This window comes from Flavobacterium sp. Sd200, assembly GCF_009826935.1.
GTDB lineage: Bacteria > Bacteroidota > Bacteroidia > Flavobacteriales > Flavobacteriaceae > Flavobacterium.
Genome location: NZ_WUMN01000001.1, coordinates 816,589 through 837,739, shown reverse-complemented (window position 1 = coordinate 837,739; position 21,151 = coordinate 816,589). Strand labels below are relative to the sequence as shown.

The following is a 21,151-nucleotide window of genomic DNA, read 5'->3' as shown; positions in this document are numbered from 1 at the left end:
ACATTAGTTAGATGAATATTGTACAGGTAAATTTAATACTATTTTAGTGCCTCCCGGTTCGCCAAGTGCGTTGGTAATTTCGGTTATTTCTACCTGAGACGTTTTTGCCGTAACTGCCTGTATTACCTCAAGGCGTTTTTTGGTAATTTCCAAAGCCAGCGATTTGTGTACTGTTACAGAATTTTCTTTAAGCCTGCGAGACTGGTGTATGCCAATACCATCATCTGTAACTGTGCATACAAGTTTATCATTATTGAGGGCAAAATCAATATAGATATTGCCATGCTGCTTTTTAGGTACAATGCCGTGTATAATTGCATTTTCTACAAATGGCTGCAAAAGCAGTGGTGGTATAGCCATATCATCTTCAATAGCAGTATCTTTTGTAATACTGAAATCGAACATGCGGTTAAAACGCAGTTGCTCAAGTTCCAGATAGTTTTGCAGGCCTTCAATTTCTTTGTCTATAGGTATAAGCGATTCTTTACTGTACTCGAGCGTAAGACGCATAAGCTTAGAAAATTTAGACAGGTATTTTATAGCCGAATCGGTACCGTTTTGCACTATAAAACTCGATATAGACCCGAGGCAGTTAAACACAAAATGCGGGTTCATTTGCAGGTGCAGTGCTTTTTGCTCATACTCGGCAAGATCTCGCTGAAGTGTAAGACGTTTTTTTAACTGTAGCCTGCTGTATATCAAAAAAGCAATGCCAAATAACAGCAATGCCAGTAAAGCAGTAAACAGCATTTGCATGCGGTGCCTTTTAGATTGTTCGCTAAACACCGCCTCCCGCTTTTCGTTCTCTACCTTTTGCAGGGCTTCTTTGCGCTCAAACTCATAGTTCATTTCTTCGCGAACCATGCTTTTTATATTCTCGCTGTTGTTTATTTTTTCTTTAGCATCACTGTATTTTTTATAATGAATAAGAGCCTCTCTGCTATCTCCCATTTTTTCATACAACATGCTGAGTTCTTTTTCCGATTCTTTAACCTGCTCCGGTGTGCCAATCTCCTCTGCCAGCGCTGCTGATTCTTTAAAATATGCAACAGCCTGTGCATTATTATTTTGCAAGGCACTTATCTTTCCTAAATATCCTAAAGATGCCGATGCCCCATATTTTTCACCAGTCTCTTTAAATGCGGCTAATGCCTTAGTATAATATTGCCGGGCGGTGTTAAGATCGTTTTTCTTAGCATAATAATTACCGTAGTTATTATAAAGTTCCGCCTGCCCCCGGCGGTTATCATATTGCCTGAATTTAGCTTCGGCTTCTTTAAAAGACTGCAGGGCTTTATCATTATCATTCCCTGCAAGGTAAACTTTACCAATATTGCTTATTGTTACCGCCTGCGATGCATCATCCATTTTTTTCTGTATCCAGAGCGCTTTATTAAAATACTCAAGTGCTTTGGTGTAGTCCTTTTGAGTTTCATATACTATCCCAATGTTGTTATAAACCACACCCGCCACATCTTCCTGCCCTGTTTCCAAATACAGTTTTAACGCCTTAAAATAATACTCTAACGATTTGGCATAATTATTCTGTTCAGAACATACTATACCTATACTGCCATACGTAGAGGCAAGTGTACTTTTAATATCATCTTTATTGGCAGTATCAGGTTGTTTAATGGCATTCTCATAAATAGCCTGTGCATTGGTAAAGCTTTTAAGCGCATCGGTATATTTACTTAGCATTATACTGGCATTACCAATATTAAACCATGAATCGGCCTCCTGTAAGCTTAATTCTTTTTTTTGTGCCATTCGTAATGCCTGCCTGGAATAATTCAGCATTGCAGCAGGGTCATTCTCTAAATATTCATTAGCTATTTCGTTAAGCAGCCTTATTTTTTCCGTCTCATTTGCGGTTTTGTTTAACCTGTTTTTCAGGCTGTCAGTAATGTGGTTTTGTGCAAAAACAGCATTACCGATAAGCAACAGTATATATACAATTTTATAATGCTTCATAATTGCTTTAATCTTAAAACAAATGTATGATTTATGGCATTCAAAAAAAGACGCGATTAGAATTTGAAGCCTTTCAGTTAGAATTCGATCACGCTCAATTACAGCTATATAACACAAATTAAACTGATAATTAGCGAAATACAGCAAATTCAGAAATTCAATAAAAACATAAAAAATTGATTATCAATAAATTAAAACAAAGGCTTAGTTATTGGCTGTTACAAATCACAAAATTAATAATCACTAATAATTTAGATCATGAAAACAACCGTTTACTTTTTAAAAACCGTAACTCTCTCAGCCATTTTACTTGCAGGTATATCATGCAAGCGTTCAGCCGAAGTTACATTGAGTTCTAAAGGCATAGAAACCAGCACCGACAGTATTACTGTTGCCGACTATGCGACCGACCCTAATATTGAACGCGGCAGCCGTGAATTTCTAAAAATATTAAATTCAGGTGGTACACCGCTCGAAAAGTTATCTAAAGAAGATGCCCGTGCGGTATTGGTCAATGCTCAGGCATCTGTAAATGTAGATTACTCAGGAGTTACAGAATCTGAAAAAACCATTACAGAAGACGGCCTTACCGTAAAACTTAACATTGTGCGTCCGGCAAATGCTCAGGGTAAACTTCCGGTATTTATGTTCGTGCATGGTGGAGGATGGATACTGGGTGACTACCCAACCCATAAAAGGCTGGTTCACGACCTTGTAGTATTATCAGGCTATGTTGCAGTATTTGTAAATTATACCCCATCGCCGGAAGTTAGATATCCTGTTGCCGTAAACGAAATTTATGCAGCTACAAAATGGGTTGCCAAAAACGGCAATGAAATTAACGTAGACGGCTCAAGGCTTGGCATAGTGGGCAACAGCGCAGGAGGCAATATGGCAGCCGCCACGGCACTTATTGCCAAAGAAAAAAATGGCCCGGCTATTAAATTTGTAGACCTTTTATGGCCGGTAGCCGATGCCTCTTTTACTACAGAATCTTACCAAAAGTTTGCTACTGACCGCTTTCTTACAGCATCTGTAATGAAATGGATGTTTGACCAGTACACTACAAATGCCGCAGACAGGAAAGACTACCATATTAGCCTTGTTAATGCCACACAGGAACAGCTTAAAGGATTTCCAACCACTCTTATACAGGTTGCTGAGAACGACATATTGCGTGATGAAGGCGAAACCTTTGGAAGGCATCTTGACGAGGCAGGAGTAAATGTTACCACCGTGCGATACAATGGTACAATACATGACTTTGGCCTGTTAAATGCTCTTGCTACCCAACCTTCTACACGCACTATGCTGCAAAATGCTGCTGCGGCACTTAAACAAAATCTTTAAAATATAAATCAACTTTAAAAAATCATAGATCATGAAAACACTATCCATTTCTAAATACGTGCTTATATTCTCACTATTTATACAGGCAACTGCCTTTGCTGCCGAGACACCTAAAACCGATGACAAACCTAAAGGCACAAAAACCATTATGCTAATCTCCGGAGCCTTTGTAACCAGCGATGGCTGGGGCGAATGGAAAAGCTATTTAGAGAGCAAAGGTTATATCGTTATTGTTCCGGCGTGGCCATACAAAGATGGCACAGTAGACGGGCTGAGAGCTAAACATAAAGACAGCATCCCATCTGAATATGACCTGAAAAAAATTGTAGATTACCATGCCGCCATCATAGACAAACTGCCCGAAAAACCAATACTTATAGGCCATTCTTTTGGTGGACTTATTGTACAGCTATTATTGCAAAGAGATAAAGGTGCGGCTGGTATTGCCTACCATTCTGTCCCTGCAAAAGGAGTATTTGTTTATAAATATTCTTTCTTAAAAGCACTTTCAGGGCCGTTAGGACTGTTCAGGTCTGAGGATACTACTTTTTTAATGTCGTTCAAACAGTGGCAGTATGCATTTACAAACGGCATGCCGGAGGCAGAGCAACGAGCCTATTATGATAAACTCGTAGTGCCTGAAAGCAGAAAAGTGATTAGAGGTGCTCTTAAAGACATGGGTAAAATAGACTTTAAAAAAGAGCATGCCCCTCTACTGTTTGTTTCCGGCAGTACCGATAATATTATTCCTGCCTCTTTAAATAAAAAGAATTACGAAAGATACATTAAATATCAGCCGGAGGGATCGGTAACCGAATATAAAGAATTCGAAGGACGTAACCACCTTGCCATGTCTCAGCCTACCTGGCAGGAAGACGTAAACTACATAATTGCCTGGGCAAGTAAATATTAATTGATGATTTGTGATTGGTAATGAGGATGATGAGGGGCTGCTAATAAAACGGCAGTCTCTCATCTGTTTTTATGAAAGAGCTATTTGAGAAATAAAATTACGAAATACCGTAACTAAAAACAATTCAAAAACAACATAAAACACTGATTATCAAAAACATAAAATATTGGCTTTATTTTAGAATTGTATTATATAGAAACGGGATATTGTTGAAACGGCCAATTTTATTGGGTTAAAAATTTTTCTTGTTCCAGTTCAATGCACAGGCATTTGGTATATCTCAATTTTGTAATGTAAAAAAGAAACAATATTAAATTAATTCATAAAATAAAAACAAAGTAATCATTATTAATCACAAATTTCAAAAATCATGAAAAAATTATTCCTTACTGCAGCTTTAGTTTTAACAACAGTAACAGCTTTTGCTCAAAAACCGTCTCCGGCGTTATTAAGCCCAACAAACCACACTTTAGTGCTTATAGATTATGAGGGACAAATGAGTTTTGCTACCGCCAGCATTCCTATAGATCAGTTAAGAAACAATACAGCCCTTGTAGCAGGAGCTTCCAAAATCTTTAATGTGCCTACTGTAGTAACTACCGTTGCCGAAAAATCATTTAGCGGCCCTGTATTCCCTGAAATCTTGGCCCTGTACTCTACTTCAACCTATATAGACAGAACTTCCATGAACACTTGGGAAGACGTATCGGCCTACAAAGCCATTACAGGCAAAGGTAAAAAGAAACTTGTTCTTGGTGGATTATGGACAAGCGTATGTATTGTAGGCCCAACACTATCGGCAATTGCCGAAGGATATGATGTATATGTAATTACAGATGCATGTGGCGATGTTAGCAAAGAAGCCCATGACCAGGCAGTAACAAGAATGGTACAGGCAGGTGCACACCCAATTACATCTCTGCAATACCTGTTAGAACTTCAGCGCGACTGGGCACGTCAGGAAACTTATAAAGCCGTTACAGACCTTGCTATTAAATATGCAGGCGCTTATGGTATTGGCATACAGTACTCAAGGGAAATGGTTAAACACTAATCTTTTTCCTCATTAACTTAAAGTTTATATGCGGTTATTTAATTCATTATAATATAAACAAATAGCTGCATATAAATTTAAACAACCAACTAATCATGAAAGCAAAAATATACTCAATTTTATTCCTTGTCTTTTTTACTGTAAGCAGTATTGCGCAAACAAAAAGCAATGCAACACTTATTGTTTACAACGCAAAAATACATACTCTCGATGCTAACAACACTGTTGTACAGGCAATGGCTGTTGCTAATGGCAAAATAATAAAGACCGGAAGCAACAAAGATATACTCAGGTTAAAAAACAAAACCACACAGGCAATAGATGCAAAAGGCGGCACGGTAATACCGGGGCTATTTGACTCGCACATGCACATAATCCGTGGGGGGCGCTTTTTTAATACAGAGTTGCGTTGGGATGGTGTTCGTTCTTTAAAACGTGCTCTAGCAATGCTTAAAGAACAGGCACAAAGAACCCCAAAAGGACAATGGGTACGCGTAGTGGGCGGCTGGAACGCTTACCAGTTTGAAGAAAAAAGGCTGCCAACCCTACAGGAAATTAACGATGCCACAGGAGATGTACCTACATTTGTATTGCACCTTTATGGGCATGCATACCTCAATAAAGCCGGTATAAAAGCACTAAATATAGATGCCAATACCCCAAACCCTAATGCAGGCTTAATAGAAAAAGATATATATGGCAACCCAACAGGGCTTCTTGTGGCCGAACCGAATGCTTTTATACTTTACTCTACCCTGTCTAAATTGCCGGAACTTACTGATGAAGAGAAGATAAACTCTACCAAACAGTTTATGAGCGAAATGAACAGGCTTGGTGTTACAGCCATTATGGATGCTGGAGGTGGTTTCCAGAACTTTCCCGGCGATTATGGCATTACCTCTAAACTTTGTGAAAATAATGAGCTTACCATACGCATGCCTTACTACCTGTTTGCACAAAAAGCCGGCAGCGAACTGGCAGACTATACCAAATGGATTAGTAGCGTAGAAATTGGCGATGGCTGCGATGTGCCACAGGATAATGTAAAGAAGTTTGGCAAAATGCCAAAAATGGAATACCATGTTCAGGGTGGTGGAGAAAACCTTGTAATGAGTGCAGGCGATTTTGAAAATTTTGATGAGCCAAGACCCGAACTAAGCCCTGCAATGGAAGGCCAGCTAAAATCGGTTTTATCATTGCTTATAAAAAACAAATGGCCTTTCAGGATACATGCAACTTATAACGAAAGTATTACACGCTTTTTAAACGTAATTGAAGATATTAATAAAGAAACCCCATTAAATGGCCTTCTATGGTTTTTTGACCATGCCGAAACAGTATCAAACGAAAACCTTGTGCGCATAAAAGCTCTTGGTGGTGGTATTGCCATACAACACAGAATGGCTTATCAGGGTGAAGCCTTTATAAAACGTTATGGAAAAGCCGCTGCTGCTAAGACCGTTCCGCTAAAAAAGATGATGGATATGGGCATAAAAGTAGGTATGGGAACCGATGGCACACGTGTGGCAAGCTACAATCCGTGGGTGGGGCTATACTGGCTTACAACAGGAAAAACACTTGGCGGTTTAAAATATATGGCCGATGAAAATATAGCTGACAGGACAACTGCACTGAAACTATTTACACAGGGCAGCGCAAAACTGATAAACCTTGATAGTGACAGAGGAATTTTAAAAGAAAACTATCTGGCAGATTTCAGCATTCTTTCAGATGATTACTTTACTACAACAGAAGACAACATCCTTTCTATGGAGGCAAAACTTACCGTTGTAAACGGAAAAGTGGTATATGCCGATGACGATTTCCGTTCATTTGCCTCACCGCTACCTAATGCTATACCTGCATGGAGCCCTGTAAATTATTTTGGAGGTTACCAAAAAAACTAATGCCATGAAAACACTTTTTGTAAAAACAATAAAGTCTGACCTAAAGGAACCGCTGTTTAATTTTGGTATCCTTTTTTTCAGGATAGCCATAGCAGCAGAGCTTATTGTGGTACACGGACTCAAAAAAATAGGTATTGGCGTAGCATTGCCCGAAGTTATCCCTAATCCGCTTGGGTTTCCTGAGGCATTTAACAACTTTGTTGCTATAGCAGCCAATGTGTATCTGCCATTTTTAATAATAATAGGACTGTTTACAAGGCTTGCAGCCCTGCCAGCACTCGCAGTTACTGCCACAGGCTACTTTATAATGCATTTTAACGATGACCCAATGGTTAGAGATATACCGTTTATGTATGCCGTTTCCTTGTTGCTTATTGTCATAATGGGCGGCGGAAAATATTCAGCAGATTACTTACTTATCAAAAAACTAAAACCTGTATTGTGAAAACCTTATCCTTCCTCCTTTTATTATACCTTACAGGTTTAAGTGTACAGGCGCAACAACCTGTATTTAAAAGGGTAAGGTATGACGATGATTTCAGGTATCTGCAAAAAGATACTGCCCGTAGCCTATATAAATCTATAAAGCACATTCCGTTAGGCAAAGACAGTACACACTACGCCTCGGTGGGCGGAGATGTAAGGCTGCAATACATTATAACCAAAAATAACAAATGGGGAGACGACCCGGATGAGGCTGATGGTTATATACTGTCGCGTTATTTGATGCATGCAGATGTACATTTTGGCAGGGCACGCGCATTTGTGCAATTGCAAAGCAGCCTATCGTCCGGACTTACAGACCCAAGCCCTGTAGATAAAAACACTGCCGATATCCATCAGGCATTTATTGATGTGGTTTTGCTATCAGCTCCTGATAAACAAATAATAACACGAGCAGGCAGACAGGAATTATTATATGGTTCGCAAAGGCTTATAGGAGTTCGGGAAGGACCTAACAACCGCATGGCGTTCGATGCATTAAATGTTATAATGGCATTTAAAAATGTTCGCACGGATGCTTTTTATACCCATCCGGTCGCTAATATGCAGGGTGCTTTTGACGATAAATTTAATGACAATGCAAAATTATGGGGCAGCTATACTGTATTGAACAATATCCCGATAATAAAAAACATAGATCTTTATTATTTAGGATTTTGGAAACGCAACTCAGTTTTTGACGATGTTAGAGGTCGTGAGTTAAGACATTCTTTTGGTACACGCATCTGGAAAAATAAAGGTAATCTGGCTTATGATCTTGAAGTAGTATATCAGTTTGGCAACCATGCAGGTAAGGATATAACTGCCTACACCATATCGTCTAACACAACCTATACTTTTCAGAATGTAAAGTACTCGCCTGTAGTAGGATTAAAAACGGAAATAATATCGGGAGACAAACATACGGGAGACCAGCATTTAGAGACCTTTAATGCGCTTTACCCACGTGGCGCATACTTTGGATTGGTAGCCTTAATAGGCCCGGCAAACCTTTATGACATTCACCCGTCTATAGATGTGTCGTTAACCAAAACTCTGAGCCTTGGTGCCGACTATGATATTTTTTGGCGATTGAGTAAACAGGACGGACTGTATGCGCCAAATATGCAATTATTATATTCGGGCGACCACACCCAAAGCAGTTTTATAGGCACACAATTGGGCAGTAACCTTGAGTATTCGCCTAACAACTATTTATCTTTTACATTAGAAGGTGCATGGTTTAATGCAGGAGCTTTTTTAAAAGAGGCCGGCAGCGGAAAAGACTATTTTTATGCCGCCTTTACATCACAACTACAATTCTAATTCCTAACCTGACACTAATTTCACAAATTGACACTAATTGATTACTGACAATTTGTGAAATTAGTGTTTAAAACTTTTTTGGAAGCTAAAAATCACAGTACTTTTATCGGCACCAAGAAAGTTTAATTTTGGATATGGATATTAAAATACTGCCTGCTGCCACACATCACTTACCGGGAATACTTGATATAGTAAACCATGCCATACTGCACACTACCGCTGTGTATGACTACGACCCTAAAACACCAGCAGATATAGAAACCTGGCTAAACGATAAACAGGCAGCCCAATGGCCTGTTATTGTAGCCGAACTAAACGGAGAAGTTTTGGGCTATGCCAGCTATGGCACTTTCAGGTTTAAAGAAGGCTTTAAATATACGGTAGAACATTCTGTATATGTATCAAACCAACATACAGGCATGGGCATTGGCTATAAATTAATGGAAGAATTAATTACAATCGCCAAAAAAAAGGGACTGCACACCATGATTGGCTGCATAGATGCCGACAATAAAGGCAGTATCGACTTTCATAAAAAGTTTGGTTTTACAGAAGCAGGAATTCTAACACAATCGGGCTATAAATTTAACCGCTGGTTAGATTTACTGTTTATGCAGCTTATGTTGGAGTAGATTATTTGATTTTTTGCTTGTTTTATTTGTAGAGAGGACACCATGCGGCAATGTTCTCTAAAATGGAACGCGGATGACGCGGATTGGGCAGAGGAACGCGGATTTTTTCACATTCCTTTCTTCACACACCGTCTTTGCGAGGAGGCAAGACGAAGCAATCTAACATTAAGTTTATCGTAATTAATTGTATGTTAAATACTTTTGATTAATTTAGACACCATTTTTCCAACGTCACAATATTTCTTAATGTGCAGAATACATAATACAATCGGCTCGCTTGCATCAATACAGTCTGACTTAGTTTATAACAATATAGATGTATTCGATTCGCTTCAGGATTTATTAAACTTTCAAAGTAGCTACGATTCTTTAAAACAGAATTTAGTTTTAAAACACACTCAAATGCTCGAGAATGAAAAAGCAGAACTTGAAGAGACAATTAATATCATTAAAGAAAATAAATCAGAAAAGAGCATTTTATTACAAAAGGAGTTAACCGAACACCTTGATAAACTCTACGAAAAAATATACGATTTACCAGAACCAACTAACATAATCTCAACCTTTAATGACTATATTAAAAATTTCGAGATATGGATGAAAATTTTGGCTAATCGGGCAGTTTTTCACGCCAAGAACACAAAATTAAAATTTGACTCAGGAAAACTACTGAAGAGTAAACTCAAACGTCTTGATTTCATTACTATCAATTTTGAGGAGGCATTGCTACACTCCAGCAGAGCATCTCTAAATATACTTGAATTAAAACAATCTGTAATAACCGCAAACAAAAATTCTATTTACGGTGCTTATGGCGAACAAAAAGTTGTAGAAACTTTACAAAGCCTATCTAACGAATATATATTAATAAATAACTTTGAATATTCTTTTGAAAAAGCACTCTACAACCGGAAATTAAATGAATACGTAAAGTCTGTTCAGATAGATCACATACTTGTTGCTCCATCTGGAATTTTCATCATTGAAACAAAAAACTGGAGCAAACAATCTGTTGATAATCGAAATTTATATTCACCGGCTCAACAAGTAAAAAGAGCAAATTTTATTTTATACATTTTATTAAAACGATTCAAAGCTAAATCGCTATTTAACTTTAACCAACATTGGGGAAATCGTAAAGTACCCGTTAGAAATATTGTCGCATTTATAAACAGTAAACCTGAACAGGAATTTGATTTTGTGAAATTAGTTACACTTTCTCAGCTATTACCGTACATAAAATATTTTACACCGATTTTTACAAATAATGAGGTAGAAGATGTTGCTGATTACTTATTGAAAATCTCAGAACATAGAACAGTCGATAGTTGGTTAAAGGTATATTAATAAAAGATTGCCTCGTCGTTCCTCCCCGCAAAGACGGTGCGTGAAAAAAGCATAAAAAAAATTCGCGTTCATCCGCCAAATCCGCGGCATCCGCGTTCCATAAAAAACAATACAGTTTAACACTCCCTTACCACAAACCTAACCCTGAAATCTCCCCAAAAATCAGTACCTTTGCGTTTTGCAAAAAACTATGCTGAACACTGACGATACTATAGAGGTTTTAGGCGCACGCGTACACAACCTCAAGAACATAGATGTTACCATACCACGCGAAAAACTGGTAGTTATAACCGGGCTTTCGGGGTCGGGTAAATCCTCACTTGCTTTCGATACCATTTATGCTGAAGGGCAACGCCGCTATATAGAAACCTTCTCGGCCTATGCGCGCCAGTTCCTTGGCGGACTGGAACGACCGGATGTAGACAAAATAGACGGCCTCTCGCCCGTTATTGCTATAGAACAAAAAACAACCAGCAAAAGTCCGCGCTCTACTGTAGGCACCATTACTGAGATCTATGACTTTTTGCGACTGCTCTACGCCCGTGGTGCAGATGCCTACAGCTATGTGACCAACGAAAAAATGGTAAGCTACAGCGACGAGCAAATTAAAGAGCTTATTGTCGAAAAATTTAGCGGTAAGCGCATTACCATACTGGCACCTATTGTACGCTCGCGTAAAGGACATTACCGTGAATTATTTGAGCAAATAAGCAAACAGGGCTTTTTAAAAGTCCGTGTAGACGGCGAAATACGCGATATTGAGAGCGGCATGAAACTGGACCGATACAAAAACCACGATATAGAAACGGTTATAGACCGCATGGCGGTAGATACCTCTGCCGATACTGATAAACGTTTGGCAGACAGTATTAAAACCGCTATGTATCATGGAGAAGATGTTATGATGGTTATAGAACAGGAAACCCAGGAGGTGCGCTACTACAGCCGAAACCTAATGTGCCCCTCAAGCGGTATCTCCTACCCTAACCCGGAGCCTAATAACTTTTCGTTCAATTCGCCCAAAGGTGCATGCGACCACTGCAACGGCCTTGGCACTGTAAGCGAGATCAATCTTAAAAAAATAATACCTAACCCTAAACTCTCTATAAAACAGGGCGGTATTGTGCCATTGGGCGAATATAAAAACTCTTGGATATTTAAACAGCTCGAAGCCATAGGCGAAAAATTTGGCTTTAAGATTACCGATGCTATAGAGAAAATTCCGGATGAAGCCATGGAAATGATTCTTCATGGAGGTAACGACAAGTTTACAGTAAACTCTAAAACACTTGGTGTTAACCGCGAATATAAAATTGATTTCGAGGGTATATCGGCCTTTATCAAAAATCAGTACAATGAGAGTGCTACAGCTGCCATTAAACGCTGGGCGAAAGATTTTATGGATGAGGTGCCCTGCCCTGTTTGCCATGGAACACGCCTTAAAAAAGAATCGCTTTATTTTAAACTGAACGGGCTTAACATTGCCGAAGTATCTCAAATGGATATTTCTGACCTTGCCGACTGGTTCAATGCAATAGACGAACATTTAAGCGAAAAACAAAAAGCCATAGCCAGCGAGATCGTAAAAGAGATCAAGGCACGCCTTAGTTTTTTGCTCGACGTAGGGTTGAATTACCTGTCGCTTAACCGTGGGTCGGGTTCACTTTCGGGTGGCGAGGCGCAGCGTATAAGGCTGGCTACGCAAATAGGTTCGCAATTGGTTGGCGTATTGTATATTCTGGATGAGCCAAGCATTGGACTGCATCAGCGTGATAACGAAAAACTTATACGCTCGCTGGAACAACTGCGCGACCTTGGTAACTCTGTCCTTGTGGTTGAGCATGATAAAGACATGATAGAGCGCGCCGACTATGTTATAGATATTGGTCCTGCAGCAGGGCGTTTTGGCGGGCAGATAGTAAGCAAGGGCACTCCGGATGAACTGCTTAAAGAACATACTCTAACAGCAGCCTACATAAACGGCGAAAAAGAAATCGCAGTACCTAAAGAACGTCGTGAGGGCAATGGCAAGACATTAAAACTTAGCGGCGCTACAGGAAACAACCTTAAAAACGTTAGTGTTGAGTTTCCTTTAGGCAAGCTTATTTGTGTAACAGGCGTTTCGGGTAGTGGTAAGAGTACGCTCATAAACGGCACGCTGTACCCCATACTTAATGCTCATTTTTTTAATGGCGTTAAAAAACCTGCACCTTATAAAAAAATTGAAGGTCTTGAACATATAGATAAAGTAATTGATATAGACCAGAGCCCTATTGGGCGCACACCACGCTCTAATCCAGCTACCTATACTGAAGTGTTTAGCGAAATTCGTTCGTTATTTACACAAACGCCTGAGGCCATGATCCGGGGATACAAACCGGGACGTTTTAGCTTTAATGTTAGCGGTGGACGTTGCGAAACATGCGAAGGCAGTGGTTTAAGGGTTATTGAAATGAGCTTCCTTCCCGATGTTTATGTAGAATGTGAAACCTGTAACGGCAAACGCTTTAACCGAGAAACGCTTGAGATAAGGTACAAAGGCAAATCAATATCGGATGTATTGGATATGACCATAGACGAGGCAGTGCCTTTCTTTGAAAATATTCCTAAAATATACCGCAAAATAAAAACCATACAGGATGTTGGCTTGGGATATTTAACACTGGGGCAGCAGAGCACAACGCTTTCGGGTGGTGAGGCACAACGCATTAAATTGGCTACAGAGCTTTCTAAAAAAGACACAGGCAACACTTTCTATATTATGGATGAGCCCACAACAGGTCTGCATTTTGAAGACATAAGGGTGCTCATGGAGGTAATTACCAAACTGGTAGAGAAAGGAAATACTGTTCTTATTATAGAGCATAATATGGACGTTATTAAACTTGCCGATTATATAATAGACATTGGTTATGAGGGTGGTAAAGGTGGCGGACAGCTAATAGCAAAGGGTACTCCGGAAGAAGTTGTGAAAAACAAAAAAAGCTATACAGCACAATTCTTGAAAAAAGAATTATCTTAGCGCGTTTGTTAATTTTTTTCGGACACGAATTACACAAATTTTCATAAATCGGTAATCGTAATTTAATGCTGAAAAGTATATGATTCAGTGCTAATTTGTATAATTGGTGTCCAATAGATCAATCTGATAAAATAATAATGGCAAAAGAAAAATTTAATAGCGAAGATGAGTGGATTCAGGAAGGGCTTAAACAAAAGCCTTGGAACGAGATAAGGAGTAATGACTCCTGGGCCATCTTCAAAATAATGTCGGAGTTTGTAAACGGTTTTGAAACCATGGCTAAAATTGGCCCATGTGTATCGATATTTGGTTCAGCACGTACAAAGCCTGAAGATAAATATTACCTGCTTACAGAACAGATAGCCGAGAAAATAGCCAATGCCGGCTATGGTGTTATTACGGGCGGTGGGCCCGGCATAATGGAAGCCGGAAATAAAGGTGCCAGCCGTGGTGTAGCACCATCGGTAGGGTTAAATATAGAACTGCCTTTTGAGCAGCACTTTAACCCATACATAGACCACGACAAGAACCTTAACTTTGATTACTTTTTTGTGCGCAAAGTAATGTTCGTTAAATACAGCCAGGGCTTTGTAGTAATGCCTGGTGGTTTTGGTACTTTAGACGAAATGTTTGAGGCCATTACTCTTATACAGACTAAAAAGGTGGCTAAATTCCCGATAATACTTGTGGGTACAGAGTTTTGGGGTGGCCTTATGGACTGGATCCAAAAAGTAATTATAGAAAAATACCACAACGCCAGCCCTGGAGATATGGATCTTATAAAGGTAGTAGACACTGCAGATGAGGTTGTTGCGGTTATTGATGCGTTCTATAAAAAATACAGCCTTAGCCCTAATTTTTAATTTCCTTAAAAATTTAACATTCTTAAAGGCAACCTCAGACACAATTTTACATCCTATATTGAGTTATAAGTGCACCCTAAACCGGGTGCACTTTATTTAAAATACAGCAAAAAAATTAAAGGTATATTTTGACTCTAAAGGCACGGTTATTATTTGTTTTGTTACTGATTAGCGGGTTTGCATATGCCCAGCATCAAAACACCATGGATGTTTCGGTTAATACCGATACTAAAACAGCGACCGTTAAGCAACAAATAATATACTTTAATCAAAGTAACGATACGCTTAAATACATTATTCTTAACGACTGGAATAATGCCTACTCGTCTAAAGATACACCACTTGCAAGACACTTTACGGACCAGTTTATAAAAGCCTTTCACCTTGCGAAGGATTTTGAGAGAGGTAGCACAACCATAAACACTGCAACAGACAAGCACGGATATATTTTACAATGGAAAAGACCGGAAGGACATCCTGATGTTGTAAAAATTCAATTAAATACATCATTATATCCGGGGCAAAAGACCACATTAAACTTCAGTTATGAAGTAAAGCTGCCTAATGAGCGTTTTACCAAATTTGGCTTTGACGATAAAACCGGGGCGTTTAACCTGCGCGACTGGTACCTTACCCCTGCCCGTTTTGATAATCATGCTTTTGCAATTTACAGTAATGAGAACATAGATGATATTGCCAATGCTTCCTCAAACTATTCGGTTAGCTTAACAATACCAAAGGACCTTTACCTGACTACCGATCTTTACAGCGAAAAAAAGAGCGAAGAAGCAAATACAGCCACTTATGCCTTAACAGGTAGTGGCAGGATGGGATTTAGCATAGCCTTAGAGCCAAAAAATAGTTTCGAGATCTTTAAGTACAGTGCTGCCGAAGTGAGCAGTAATATTAAAGACAGTCGTGTGAGCGATATTCAAAGAGCTGTTTTAGCCGACAATATAATTAAGTTTACAGAAGAGAATCTGGGAGCTTACCCACATAAAAAAATAATGGTAACCCAAGCAGATTACGACCGTAATCCTGTATATGGACTTAATCAGCTACCATCATTTTTAAGACCTTTTCCTGATACATTTATTTATGAAATGCGTTTTCTTAAAACCTATATCAACGCATACCTCAAAAACACATTAAAACTGGACCCGCGCAAAGACAATTGGATATATGACGCCATACAAATGCGGCTTATAATGAAGTATGCACAGGAAAATCATCCGGACACAAAAATGATGGGAGACCTTGGCACATGGAAAATATTAAGAGGATATAACCTGTTCAATGTAAGCCACAATGAGCAATATGCTTATTTATCCCTGCTTATGGCACGACGCAATCAGGATCAGCCCATTGGAGACGCAAAGGACACTTTTATAAAATTTAACGAGCAGATTGCCGGAAAATATAAAGCCGGTTTAAGTATAAATTATCTTGACGACTATTTAGGCGAAGACATTGTAGCAAAATCTATAGAACAGTTTTACAAACTGAATACCTCAGAGCAACAAACCAGCAGAGATGATCTTGAAAGCATATTGAAAAGCAGGACAAACAAAAATATAGACTGGTTTTTTGATGATGTAGTTGCGACACGAAAGCTTATTGATTATAAGTTTGGGGATGTAGATAAACATAAAGATTCGCTTAAAGTTACTATTAAAAACATAACCGGGACCAAAGCGCCAATCTCTTTTTACACATTAAAAAATAAAGAAGTTATAAACAAACAGTGGTTGCCGGGCTTTGCTAAAGACACTACTTTTACTATCGCAAAAGGTAATGCCGAAAAGCTTGCCCTAAACTATAATGAAGAAATACCGGAATTTAACCGCCGCAACAATTTTAAAAAGATAAAAGGCTTTTTACCCAATAATAAGCCTTACACTTTTACATTTTTTCAGGACCTAGAAGACTCTGATTATAATCAGATCTTTTATGTTCCAAGCTTTATATACAATCTTTATGACGGATTTTCACCCGGTTTGAGAATTCATAATAAATCATTACTCGAAAAACCTTTTATTTTTGAATTTGAACCTACTTATTCAATAAACACAGGTGAACTGATAGGCTCTTTTTCATTAATGTATAACCAATATATTCGAGATGAGGAAGAACTATACAATATAAGATACCTGCTATCGGCATCAACTTACCATTATACTCCCGATGCAAGCTACAGGAAATTTACTCCTATGATCCAGTTCCGCTTCAGGGATCCTGACCTGCGCAAGAACCGCAAAGATTTTGTAACCATCAGGCAGGTAACCGTAAACCGCGAAAAATCGCGTTATATTGTTACCGACAGGCAAAACGAAAACTATTCCGTTTTCAATATTCGATACAGTAAAGCCGAATCAGAAATTACAAAGCATTACAACTACAATACCGATCTGCAATTAGCAAATGTATTTGGTAAATTATCCGGAGAAGTACAATACCGCAGGCTTTTTAACGACAACCGACAGGTAAACATCCGCTTTTTTGCAGGTATGTTTTTGTATCGCGATACCGCCTCGGAATTTTTCAGTTTTGGGTTGGACCGCCCTACCGATTATCTTTTTGATTATGGATACTACGGCCGTTCAGAAACTACCGGATTTTTTAGCCGCCAGTTTATAATGGCCGATGGAGGATTTAAATCGCAGCTTGATACACGATTTGCTAACCAATGGATGACCACGGTAAACGGCAGTTTTAATGTTTGGAACTGGGTGGAACTTTATGGAGATGCGGGATTTTTAAAAAACAAGCACACCGGTCCTGAATTTGTTTGGGACAGTGGCGTGCGCCTAAATCTTGTTACGGATTATTTTGAATTGTATTTACCTGTATATTCAAGTAACGGATTTGAGCTATCGCAACCGCAATACAGCGAAAAAATTCGTTTCGTGGTTACCATAAGTCCAGGAACATTATTAAACCTTTTTACACGCAAGTGGTTTTAATGATAAAAGCTCAAAATAGGCTGTAAAAAATTCATTAAGCATATTATTTATTGGGTTTTTATAAACAAAAATCAATCACAATAATTATATGTTTTGTTTTTTTATCAAAAATGCAATCTAAATTTTTCTAATGAATATATGATTTCTCGCAGTTTTGTTTAAATTTGTAATTCGCACAACACTATTTTTATGACCGGGACAGAAACAAAACAATCGCTATCGTTTACAGATTTTAAAGCCGAAGTGCTTAACGATTATAAAATAGCCGTTACAAGCAGGGAGTGCAGCCTTTTGGGCCGCCGCGAAGTGCTTACGGGGAAAGCTAAATTTGGCATTTTTGGCGACGGTAAGGAAGTACCGCAGCTTGCTATGGCCAAGGCTTTTAAAAATGGTGATTTCCGCTCGGGTTATTACAGAGATCAAACTTTTATGATGGCAATAGGCCTGCTAACACCACAACAGTTTTTTGCAGGGTTGTATGGTCATATAGATATTGTGGCAGAACCTATGTCGGCAGGCAGGCAAATGGGAGGCCATTTCGCTACACACAGCCTTGACGAAAACGGTAACTGGAAAAACCTTGTAAACCAAAAAAACTCAAGTTCTGACATTTCTCCCACTGCCGGGCAAATGCCACGTTTATTAGGATTGGCGCAAGCCTCTAAAATTTACAGAAATGCAAATGGGCTTGAAGATACCGGTTTTAGCAACAAAGGTAATGAGGTAGCCTGGGGAACTATTGGCAATGCAAGTACCAGCGAAGGATTGTTTTTTGAAACCATAAATGCGGCCGGTGTATTACAGGTTCCAATGGTGATAAGTGTTTGGGATGATGATTATGGTATATCTGTACATGCCCGCCATCAAACAACTAAAGAAAACATATCTGAAATATTAAAAGGTTTCCAACGTGAAGAAAACACTAACGGATATGAAATCATAACTGTAAAAGGGTGGGATTATGCCGAGCTTGTAAGTGTTTATGAAAAAGCATCTACAATTGCACGTACAGAGCATGTACCTGTATTGATTCATGTATATCAGCTAACACAACCGCAGGGCCACTCTACCTCTGGGTCTCATGAGCGTTACAAAAGTAATGAGCGCCTTGCCTGGGAAACTGAGTTTGATTGCATAGCTCAAATGAGAAATTGGCTAATTGCCAACAATATTGCTACAGAAGAAGAAGCCGATGCTATAGACAGACAGGCTAAAACTGATGTACTCGAAGCCAAAAAGGCAGCGTGGGCAGACTATCTTGACCCTATTAAACAAGAGCGCGACGAACTTGTTACTATACTTAAAAACATAGCCTCACAAAGCCCTAATAAAGTATTTATTGAGAAAAACATTGCAGATGTTGTGGCTATAAAAGAGCCTATGCGCAAAGACCTGCTTATAACAGCACGTAAAACATTGCGCATTATTAATAAAGAAAATAATAAAAGTAGCCTTTCTGCCTGGATTACAAATTATCTTGAAGAGATACAGCCAAAATACAGTTCGCATTTATACAGCGAATCTCAAAGCAGTGCATTATCAGGGACAACAGTAGAACCTGTATATGAGGATACACCACAGGAGACCGATGGGCGTCTTATCCTGAAAAATAACTTTGATGCGTTGCTTGCAAAATATCCTGAAGTATTGATCTTTGGTGAAGATGTTGGTAACATTGGAGATGTAAATCAGGGACTGGAAGGTATGCAGGAAAAATATGGTGAATTGCGCGTTAGCGATGCAGGCATACGCGAAGCCAGTATTATTGGCCAGGGCATTGGCATGGCTATGCGCGGCCTGAGACCAATTGCCGAGATACAGTATCTTGACTATATGCTTTATGCTATACAAACGCTGAGCGATGACCTTTCTACTCTGCACTACAGAACAGCAGGAAGGCAAAAAGCACCACTAATAATCCGCACACGCGGACACAGGCTTGAAGGTATATGGCATTCGGGCTCTCCTATGGGCATGATAATAAATGCGGTTAGAGGCATGCATGTGCTTGTTCCGCGCAACATGGTAAAAGCAGCAGGCTTTTACAACACTCTTTTAAAAAGTGATGAACCGGCCATTGTGATAGAATGCCTTAACGGATATAGGCTTAAGGAAAAACAACCTGTAAATCCGGGAGAGTATCAAACACCGATAGGTGTAACAGAAACTATTAGAGAAGGCAAAGACATTACTATTGTATCTTATGGTTCTACCCTACGCGTTGCAGAACAGGCTGCCAAAGAACTTTTAGAAGTAGGTATAGATGTTGAGATTATCGACGTGCAATCTTTACTTCCATTTGACATTAACCATGATATTGTTAAAAGTATAGCTAAAACCAATCGACTATTGGTAGTAGATGAGGATGTTCCGGGAGGAGCCTCAGCTTATATACTACAGCAAATTGTAGATGTACAAAATGCATACAAACATCTTGACAGTAAACCTGAAACGCTTACAGCCCGCGAGCACCGCCCTGCTTATGGTACAGATGGTGACTATTTTAGCAAACCATCTGTAGAAGATATATTTGAAAAAGTATATGCTATTATGCATGAGGTAAAGCCACAGGAATATCCTGCACTTTATTAATAGTATAAAAAACTAATTATAAAGGGAATGCCAACACAAAAAATGGTTGGCATTCCCTTTTTATATATTATTAGCTGATATAGATTATTCTATACTTATGATTTTTAAGCCTTAATATCTGCATAAATTATATATCCAGATCAAACATTTTTCTTAGCGTTTCTACAGCCGGATTAATCGATTTAAGTTTTTCGTATTTCTCTTCCGGAGTAAACGCATGCCGTGTAGAAACCACTTCATTTACATGAACTTCTATAACAATATCATGATTGTGAAGTTTGCCGCGTAAATAACCTAACAGATCAAGCTTGTTGTTATCAAAATCTACCTTACTACCTGAGTTTGGCAGTTCAAGCTTTATGGTAAAACCATCTGCATCCAATACCGGATCGTTTATTTGCATGTACGTTGCCATAATTTTTTGCCCGCTGTCGCTGAGGCGTTGGGCAAATTTATTCCATTGCAGGCGCATGTCAGTCTCGTTAAAAGCTTCACGAGGAAGCTCATCTGAGGTTTTAACAGCAGCACGTTGGCTTTCGGCAAGTTCACGTTTCATTCGCAACCCTGATAGTGAAAAAGCTGATACTCTAACTTCTCCACTATTTTCCTGTGGTTTTACAGGAGGCTTAACCACTTCAGGGGTTTCTACTTCAAGCTGAGTGACAGGTAAAGGTGTTATAGGCTTAACAGGTTCTGAAACTGAAGTAGCTGTATTTTGCTGCTCA

14 protein-coding genes are annotated in these 21,151 nt (G+C 39.0%); 12 read left to right on the top strand and 2 right to left on the bottom strand.

All coding sequences use genetic code 11. The features are described from left to right. Positions 1–3: 3 nt before the first annotated feature. A complete protein-coding gene (locus GR160_RS03885; protein ID WP_160748511.1) occupies positions 4–1,974 on the bottom strand; it encodes a tetratricopeptide repeat protein in 1,971 nt (656 codons plus the stop codon). A 258-nt stretch (positions 1,975–2,232) separates the two neighbouring features. Between GR160_RS03885 and GR160_RS03880 the strand changes: the two genes are divergently transcribed. The 12 genes from GR160_RS03880 (at position 2,233) to GR160_RS03825 (ending at position 20,426) form a co-directional block, all read left to right on the top strand. Then, complete coding sequence (locus GR160_RS03880) at positions 2,233–3,324, top strand: alpha/beta hydrolase (RefSeq protein ID WP_160748510.1); 1,092 nt, start codon at positions 2,233–2,235, stop codon at positions 3,322–3,324. 31 nt (positions 3,325–3,355) lie between these two features. After that, positions 3,356–4,237 carry an alpha/beta hydrolase gene (locus GR160_RS03875; protein ID WP_160748509.1) on the top strand — a complete coding sequence of 294 codons (882 nt, stop codon included), beginning with the start codon at positions 3,356–3,358 and terminating at the stop codon, positions 4,235–4,237. A gap of 370 nt (positions 4,238–4,607) precedes the next feature. Then, positions 4,608–5,291 (top strand): hydrolase, encoded by a 684-nt coding sequence (locus GR160_RS03870; RefSeq protein WP_160748508.1) that lies wholly within the window; start codon positions 4,608–4,610, stop codon positions 5,289–5,291. 95 nt (positions 5,292–5,386) lie between these two features. Continuing rightward, positions 5,387–7,198: an amidohydrolase gene (locus GR160_RS03865; protein ID WP_160748507.1), complete on the top strand. Its 1,812-nt coding sequence runs from the start codon at positions 5,387–5,389 to the stop codon at positions 7,196–7,198. A gap of 4 nt (positions 7,199–7,202) precedes the next feature. Further along, a complete protein-coding gene (locus tag GR160_RS03860) occupies positions 7,203–7,643 on the top strand; it encodes a DoxX family protein (protein WP_160748506.1) in 441 nt (146 codons plus the stop codon). Then, the gene (locus tag GR160_RS03855; protein WP_160748505.1) at positions 7,640–9,007 is read left to right on the top strand and encodes an alginate export family protein; all 1,368 of its coding nucleotides are present in this window, start codon (positions 7,640–7,642) and stop codon (positions 9,005–9,007) included. The genes GR160_RS03860 and GR160_RS03855 overlap by 4 nt, the downstream gene beginning before the upstream one ends. A gap of 134 nt (positions 9,008–9,141) precedes the next feature. After that, positions 9,142–9,639 carry a GNAT family N-acetyltransferase gene (locus GR160_RS03850; RefSeq protein ID WP_160748504.1) on the top strand — a complete coding sequence of 166 codons (498 nt, stop codon included), beginning with the start codon at positions 9,142–9,144 and terminating at the stop codon, positions 9,637–9,639. Between the two features lie 402 nt (positions 9,640–10,041). Next, positions 10,042–10,986 carry a nuclease-related domain-containing protein gene (locus GR160_RS03845; RefSeq protein WP_160748503.1) on the top strand — a complete coding sequence of 315 codons (945 nt, stop codon included), beginning with the start codon at positions 10,042–10,044 and terminating at the stop codon, positions 10,984–10,986. Between the two features lie 190 nt (positions 10,987–11,176). Next, positions 11,177–14,008 (top strand): excinuclease ABC subunit UvrA, encoded by a 2,832-nt coding sequence (gene uvrA, locus GR160_RS03840; protein ID WP_160748502.1) that lies wholly within the window; start codon positions 11,177–11,179, stop codon positions 14,006–14,008. Positions 14,009–14,145: 137 nt separating this feature from the next. Beyond that, the gene (locus GR160_RS03835) at positions 14,146–14,871 is read left to right on the top strand and encodes a TIGR00730 family Rossman fold protein (RefSeq protein WP_160748501.1); all 726 of its coding nucleotides are present in this window, start codon (positions 14,146–14,148) and stop codon (positions 14,869–14,871) included. Between the two features lie 203 nt (positions 14,872–15,074). Then, a complete protein-coding gene (locus GR160_RS03830) occupies positions 15,075–17,834 on the top strand; it encodes an aminopeptidase (RefSeq protein ID WP_202390703.1) in 2,760 nt (919 codons plus the stop codon). A gap of 189 nt (positions 17,835–18,023) precedes the next feature. Next, on the top strand, positions 18,024–20,426 hold the full coding sequence (locus tag GR160_RS03825) for a thiamine pyrophosphate-dependent enzyme (protein ID WP_160748500.1): 2,403 nt from the start codon (positions 18,024–18,026) through the stop codon (positions 20,424–20,426). Positions 20,427–20,553: 127 nt separating this feature from the next. Here the strand turns inward: GR160_RS03825 and GR160_RS03820 are convergent, their stop codons facing one another. Next, entirely contained in the window at positions 20,554–20,982 is a 429-nt protein-coding gene (locus GR160_RS03820; protein WP_202390702.1) for a hypothetical protein, read from the bottom strand. Positions 20,983–21,151 lie beyond the last annotated feature (169 nt).